6 protein-coding genes are annotated in these 6,558 nt (G+C 75.4%); all 6 read right to left on the minus strand.

From position 1 onward, the window contains the following. On the minus strand, nt 1–2,364 hold a 2,364-nt coding region (locus tag AKI01S_RS47750), incomplete at its 3' end, for a fumarate reductase/succinate dehydrogenase flavoprotein subunit (RefSeq protein ID WP_067833552.1). Beyond that, nucleotides 2,364–3,149 carry an ABC transporter ATP-binding protein gene (locus AKI01S_RS47755; protein WP_067833555.1) on the minus strand — a complete coding sequence of 262 codons (786 nt, stop codon included), beginning with the start codon at nt 3,147–3,149 and terminating at the stop codon, nt 2,364–2,366. The genes AKI01S_RS47750 and AKI01S_RS47755, both read right to left, overlap by 1 nt. After that, entirely contained in the window at nt 3,146–3,907 is a 762-nt protein-coding gene (locus AKI01S_RS47760) for an ABC transporter permease (RefSeq protein ID WP_067833559.1), read from the minus strand. Before AKI01S_RS47760 ends, AKI01S_RS47755 begins: the two co-directional genes overlap by 4 nt. Continuing rightward, a complete protein-coding gene (locus AKI01S_RS47765; RefSeq protein ID WP_067833563.1) occupies nt 3,904–5,301 on the minus strand; it encodes an ABC transporter substrate-binding protein in 1,398 nt (465 codons plus the stop codon). Before AKI01S_RS47765 ends, AKI01S_RS47760 begins: the two co-directional genes overlap by 4 nt. Nucleotides 5,302–5,321: 20 nt before the next feature. After that, on the minus strand, nt 5,322–5,549 hold the full coding sequence (locus AKI01S_RS47770) for a 4Fe-4S dicluster domain-containing protein (protein ID WP_067833567.1): 228 nt from the start codon (nt 5,547–5,549) through the stop codon (nt 5,322–5,324). A gap of 86 nt (nt 5,550–5,635) precedes the next feature. Next, nucleotides 5,636–6,397 carry a GntR family transcriptional regulator gene (locus AKI01S_RS47775; protein WP_067833571.1) on the minus strand — a complete coding sequence of 254 codons (762 nt, stop codon included), beginning with the start codon at nt 6,395–6,397 and terminating at the stop codon, nt 5,636–5,638. Nucleotides 6,398–6,558 lie beyond the last annotated feature (161 nt).

Genomic DNA, 6,558 nt, shown 5'->3' on the forward strand with positions numbered 1-6,558 from the left:
GCGCACCAGGGGGTCGGCGTCGCCGACCAGCGCCGCCAGGGTGCCGGCGGCGGCCGGGTCGCCCACCGCGCCGAGGCCGTGGGCCACGGCCACACGCACCTCGCGGGACGGGTCCGCGGCGGCGCGGGCTATCCGGGCGGCGGCGTCGTGGGCCACCAGGCCCCGCACGGCCTGGATGCGGACGCGGTGGTCGTCGTCGCCGAGCGCCGCCGCGAACGTCTCCGGATCACCCAGCCGAAGGGCCCGCAGCACGTCCAGGACGGCGCCCCGGACCTGCCCGTCGCCGCCGGCCAGGGCGGGAGCGAGCGCGGCGCGCAGGGCGGGTGTCGCGGGCAGCACCTCGACCAGTTCGCGCAGCGCGGTCGCGGCGGCCCGGCGGACCGAGCCGTGGTCGTCGCCGAGGGCCCCGGCCAGCGCCTCGCCCGCGCCGTCGGGGACCACCTCGGTCAGGGTGGTGACGGCGGCGCGGCGCACCTTGGGGTCCGGGTCGGCCAGATAGGGGGCGATCCGGTCGAGGGCGGGGCCGGTCTCGGCCAGTTCCAGCAGTTCCAGCAGGCGCGGGGAGCGGCCGACCGGCGCGGAGACGGCGCGGCGGCCGGTGGCCGGGGCCGCCGCGGCGGCCGTGCCCACGGGGCCGAGGACCACCGGGTCGCCCCGGTCGGGGACGGTGAAGCCCTCCACCGGCACCAGGTACGGCGCCACCGGCCGTTTGAGGAACTCCATCTCCCCGTCGTCGCGGCGGCGCAGGTTCAGGTGGAAGAACCACTCGGCGTCGTCGCGTTCGGGCAGGTCGGCGCGGTCGTGGTAGAGGCCCCAGCGGCTCTCGGTCCGCGCCAGCGAGGCGCGGGCCGCCATCTCGGCGCAGTCGCGGATGAACGTCACCTCCGCGCAGCGCATCAGCTCGTGCGGGGTCCGCGCGCCCATCCGGGCGATCTCGTGCTCCATGCGGGCGAACGTCTCGATCGCCAGCTCCAGCTTCGCGCCGGTCTTGGGCGGCGCGACGTAGTCGTTGACGAAGCGCCGCAGCTTGTACTCCACCTGCGGCTGCGGCGGGCCGTCGGGGTTGCGCAACGGCCGGTAGACCAGCTCGTGCGCGGCGCGGACCTGGTCCTCCGGCAGCGTCCCGGGGGCGGGCCTCCCCCGCCCGGCGGCGTCCGCCCCGGCCAGGTCCCCGAAGACGAACGCCCCGATCATGTAGTTGTGCGGCACGCAGGCCAGGTCCCCGGCGGCGTACAGGCCGGGAACGGTCGTGCGCGCGTGCTCGTCCACCCACACCCCCGACGCCGAGTGCCCGCCGCACAGCCCGATCTCGGAGACGTGCATCTCCACGTCGCGGGTGCGGTAGTCGTGGCCGCGCCCGGCGTGGAAGGTGCCCCGGGTGGGCCGCTCGGTGGTGTGCAGGATGCCCTCCAGCGCGGTGATCGTCTCGTCGGGCAGATGGCTGAGCTTGAGGTAGATCGGGCCGCGCGCCGAGTCGATCTCCCGTTTGACCTCGGCCATCATCTGCCCGGACCAGTAGTCGCAGTCCACGAACCGCTCGCCGCGCGCGTTGACCTGGTAGCCGCCGAACGGGTTGGCCACGTACGCGCAGGCGGGCCCGTTGTAGTCCTTGATCAGCGGGTTGACCTGGAAGCACTCGATGCCGCTCAGCTCCGCCCCGGCGTGGTAGGCCATGGCGTAGCCGTCCCCGGCGTTGGTGGGGTTCTCGTAGGTGCCGTACAGGTAGCCGCTGGCGGGCAGGCCGAGCCGCCCGCAGGGCCCGGTGGCCAGGATGACCGCGCCCGCCGCGACCGTGACGAACTCCCCGGTGCGGGTGTCGAAGCCGGCCGCGCCCACGGCCCGGCCGCCGTCGGTGAGGACGCGCACGGGCATGACCCGGTTCTCGATGCGGACCCGCTCGCGGACCGAGCGCCGCCGCAGCACCCGGTACAGGACCTTCTTGACGTCCTTGCCCTCGGGCATCGGCAGCACGTAGGAGCCGGAGCGGTGCACGCGCCGCACCGCGTACTCCCCGTGCTCGTCCTTCTCGAACTTCACGCCGTAGCCCTCCAGCCGCTTCACCATCGCGAAGCCGCGGGTGGCGGTCTGGTGGACGGTCCGCTGGTCCACGATGCCGTCGTTGGCGCGGGTGATCTCGGCGACGTAGTCCTCGGGAGCGGCCCGGCCGGGGATGACGGCGTTGTTGACGCCGTCCATGCCCATCGCCAGCGCGCCGGAGTGCCGCACGTGCGCCTTCTCCAGCAGCAGCACCGACGCGCCGCGTTCGGCGGCGGTGATCGCGGCCATGGTGCCGGCGGTGCCGCCGCCGACGACGAGCACGTCGCAGCGCAGTTCGCGGCGGTCGGCGGGGTCGGGGATCCGCATCAGACGGGCTCCTTCACTGCGGGCCTCGGTCCGGGGCGGGCACCGAGCGCGGCCAGGATCTCCGCGCGCTGGGCCCCGGCCGGGGCGGCGGGATCGGGGAGGACCTCGGCGGCGACGCCGGACGGCCCGAGCACCACGACGCGGTCGCCGACCAGCAGCGCCTCGTCCACGTCGTGGGTGACGAACACGACGGTCGCGGGCGCGTCGGCGAGCACCTCGACCAGCAGGTGCTGCATGGCGCGGCGGGTCTGGGCGTCCAGGGCGCCGAACGGCTCGTCCATCAGGACGGCGCGCGGCTCCCCGGCGAGGGCGCGGGCGAGCTGGACGCGCTGGCGCATGCCGCCCGACAGCTCGCGCGGCAGGCGCCCGGCGGCGTCGGCGAGGCCGACGCGGGCGAGCCAGCGTTCGGCGCGTTCGCGGCGCCGGGCGCGCGGGACGCCGCGGATGGCCAGCGGCAGCTCGACGTTGCGGCGGGCGGTGCGCCACGGCAGCAGCGCGTCGTCCTGGAAGACCAGGGCGCGGTCGGCGGACGGCCCGGTGATCGGCGCGCCGTCGGCGGTGATCCGTCCCGCCCGGACCGGCAGCAGGCCCGCGAGCGCCCGCAGCAGCGTGGACTTGCCGCATCCGGACGGCCCGGCGACCGCCAGCACCTCCCCCGCCCGGACCGTCAGGTCCAGGCCGGTGACGACGGGGGCCGCGCCGTCGTGCCCCAGGGTCACGCCCTCGGCCCGCAGGGACACCGCGCCCGCGGTACCGGTCACGGTGCCGTTCGCGGCGTCGCTCATGAGGTCCTCCACCGGGTGAGGCGGCGGCCGACGAGCTCGACGGCGCCGGAGGTGAGCCAGCCGAGCAGCCCGATGGTGATCATCCCGACCAGGACGCCCGGGTAGTCGACGATCGTGTACGCCTGCCAGGTGCGGTACCCGGCGCCGAAGTCCCCCGAGATCATCTCGGCGGAGATCACGCAGATCCAGGCGACGCCCATCCCGACCGACAGGCCGCCGAACACGCCGGGCAGCACGCCCGGCAGCACGACCTGGGCCAGCACGCGCGCCCGTCCGCCGCCGAGGGTGCGCACCGCGTCCTCCCACACGCCGGGCAGGGCCCGCACCGCGTGCCGGGTGCTGACCAGGACGGGGAAGAACGCCGCGACGAACGTGATGAACACGATCCCCTGCTCGTTGGCGGGGAACAGCAGGATCGCGACCGGCACCAGCGCGATGGCGGGGATCGGCCGGGCCACCTCGAACAGCGGCTGGAGCACGTTCCCGGCCCACCGCGACCGGGCGACGGCGACGCCGAGGGCGATCCCGAGGACGGCGGCCAGCGCGAACCCGGTGAGGATGCGCACCACGCTCTGGGCGACGTCGGCGTAGAACTGGCCGGCCTGGAGCTGGCGGCCGAACTCGCGGGCCACCTCCAGCGGGCCGGGGAACCGGTCGAACCGCACCCACAGCCGCACGTTCGCGCTGGTCAGCAGGTGCCAGCCGAGCAGCGCGCCGAGCAGGGAGGCGGCCCGGACGGCGACGGCGGGGACCCTCATGCGCGCCGCACCGCCTCGGCGTAGGAGACGATCCTCGCCCCGTCGTGCCCGGCGACGTACCGGCGGGCCGCCTCGTCGGTGGTGAACGGCTTGAACGTCCCGTCGTCCTCCACCCACACGTCCCGGTCGGCGAACCAGCGGGTGCCGTTGGCGGTGTCGGGGACGTAGGCGGCGCGGATCGGCCTGCCCTCCAGGGAGCGGACGGTGCGCAGCAGGCACGTCGGGTCGGCGACCGGGCGCGGCCGGGCCTCCCCCCGCACCCACACCTCGCCCGCCTTCGCCGGGTCGGTGACCGGCTTGCCGCAGACCTCGTCGGTCCCGGTGATCCGCGCGGGCCGGATCGGCGCGGTCCGGGCCCGCGCCCGCGTGATGTGGGTGTCGTCGACGAACGCGGCCAGGTCGACGGGCTTCTGCAGCACGCCGATCGACTTCAGGAACGGCACGTCGTGCGCGAGCGCGTCCCGCAGCTCCCTGCGGATCTCGGTGTCGAACGTGGCGACCCCGGCGGGCCCGTTGTACAGGTACACGGTCTCGACCGGCAGTCCCGTCGCCGCCGCGACCGACTCGGCCGCCCGCAGCGGCTCGGCGTTCAGGTGGCGGGTCGCGTCGAGCTGGGCGTCCAGGAACGCCTGGAGCACCCGGGGCCTCCGGTCGGCGAACGCCTCGCGCACGACCACGCCGTGGAAGGTGGGGACGCCGAGGTCTCCCCCGTCGTACAGCACCCGCGCCTGCCCCTTGCCGACCAGCAGGCCCGGCCACGCCACGAACTGCGCCAGCCCGTCGGCGCCGCCCGACTGGAGCTTGGACGCCCCGATCGACGGCTGCTGGTTCTCGATCCGGACGTCCCTGGTCGCGTCCAGCCCGTACTTGCGGAACGCCTGCACGAACGTGCCGTGCCCGGCCGACCCGACGCTGGTGGAGACCGTCCTCCCCTTCAGGTCGCGCAGCGTGCGGGCGGGCGAGCCGGGGGCGACGACGACGCTGTTGAGCGCGCCGCGCAGGTTGTAGCCGGTGACCGACACCAGCCGGGTCGCCGCGTCGCCGCCCTGCGCCTGCGCCCGCGACCCGTTGATCAGCAGCGGGTAGTCGCCCATCGAGCCGATGTCGATCTTCCCGGCGAGCATCTGCGCGGTGATCGGGGCGCCGGTGTCGTGGTCCTGCCACACGACCGCGTACCGGCGGCCCTCGGCGCGGCCCAGCCCGGCCAGGCGCCGCTCGAAGGCGCCGAGGGAGCGCAGCAGCGTCCCGGCGGTCACGGTGTTGATCGTCTTGGACTGGTAGCCGACGACGATCCGGACGGTGTCGCCGTCGCCGGCCGCCGCGTTGCCCGCCACCGTGCACCCGGCGGCCGCGAGGGGCAGCAGGGCCGTGAGGAGTGCGCGCGTTCGTCTCATCTGGGTCTTCCTTCGGCTTCTCAGCGCAGCAGGTAGGGCATGTCCACGGTCACGGCCCCGGTGGGGCACCGGTCGGCGCACGGTCCGCAGTACCAGCACTCGTCGACGTGCATGTACGCCTTGCCGGTCTCGGGGTGGATGGCCAGCGCGTCCAGCGGGCAGACGTCGACGCACAGCGTGCAGCCGTCGATGCAGAGGGCCTCGTCCACGGTCACGGGGACGTCGGCGCGGTGGTCGACCAGGGGCATGGCGGTCTCCGGGAGTGAGGGCAGCCCGAACGGGCCGCGGGGCGGGACGGTGGAGGCTGTGGACGCTGTGGAGGCGGGGGCGGCGGTCAGGAGCGGTGCAGGGTGCCGCTCATCGTGATGCGGTCGCCCCGGAACCGGATGAACTCCAGGTCGACGGGGCGGCCGTCGGCCAGGTGGGTGAGGCGTTCGACCATCATCAGCGCCGCGCCGCGCGGGGCCTGGAGCGTCGCGGCCGAGTGCGCGTCGGCGTTGACCGCCTCCAGGGTCAGCTCGGCCCGCCCCAGCGGGGCGCCGGCGATCCGTTCGAGCAGGACGAACACGTCGTTGCGGGCCAGGTCCTCGGCCAGCAGCGGCTCGCCCAGGTCGCGGACCAGGTAGGTCAGGTCCAGCGACAGCGGCACGCCGTCGAGGCGGCGCAGCCGCTCGACGTAGACGACCGGCTCCCCGGCGGGCAGCCGCAGCCGGGCGGAGATCTCGCGCGGCGGCGCGATCAGGCCGGTGGTGCGGACCTCGTTGGTGACCTCGCCGTGCTCGCGCAGCGTCTCGCCCAGCCCGAGCAGCCGTTCCAGGCCGTGCGGGTACTTCTCGGTGGCGACGGTGGTGCCGACGCCGGGACAGCGTTCGATCAGGCCCTCGGCGCGCAGCAGGTCCAGGGCGTCGCGGACGGTGTTGCGGGAGGCGGCGAACTCGCGCACCAGCTCGGCCTCGGAGGGCAGCGCGCCGGAGCGGAACCCCCCGTACAGCACCTGCCGCCGCAGCACGTCGGCCACCTGCCGGGCCCGGTCGGCCCGCAGCCGGCGCGCGTCGGTCAGCGACAGCGCGGTCGCGGCGTTGTCTGTCCTGGTCACACCAATAACCTACTAAACGAGTCGGAATAGCTGAATAGGGGCGGGGACACGCCACCCGCGGATCCGGGAAATCGGCTCCGACCAGCGCCGACGCGCCGCCCGGCCGCCGTTCCGCCACCCCCGGGCCCGTGCGGCGGCCGCCGGGCGCCCGGGCCGCCGCC

The sequence above is a fragment of the Actinomadura kijaniata NBRC 14229 genome (assembly GCF_001552175.1).
GTDB lineage: Bacteria > Actinomycetota > Actinomycetes > Streptosporangiales > Streptosporangiaceae > Spirillospora > Spirillospora kijaniata.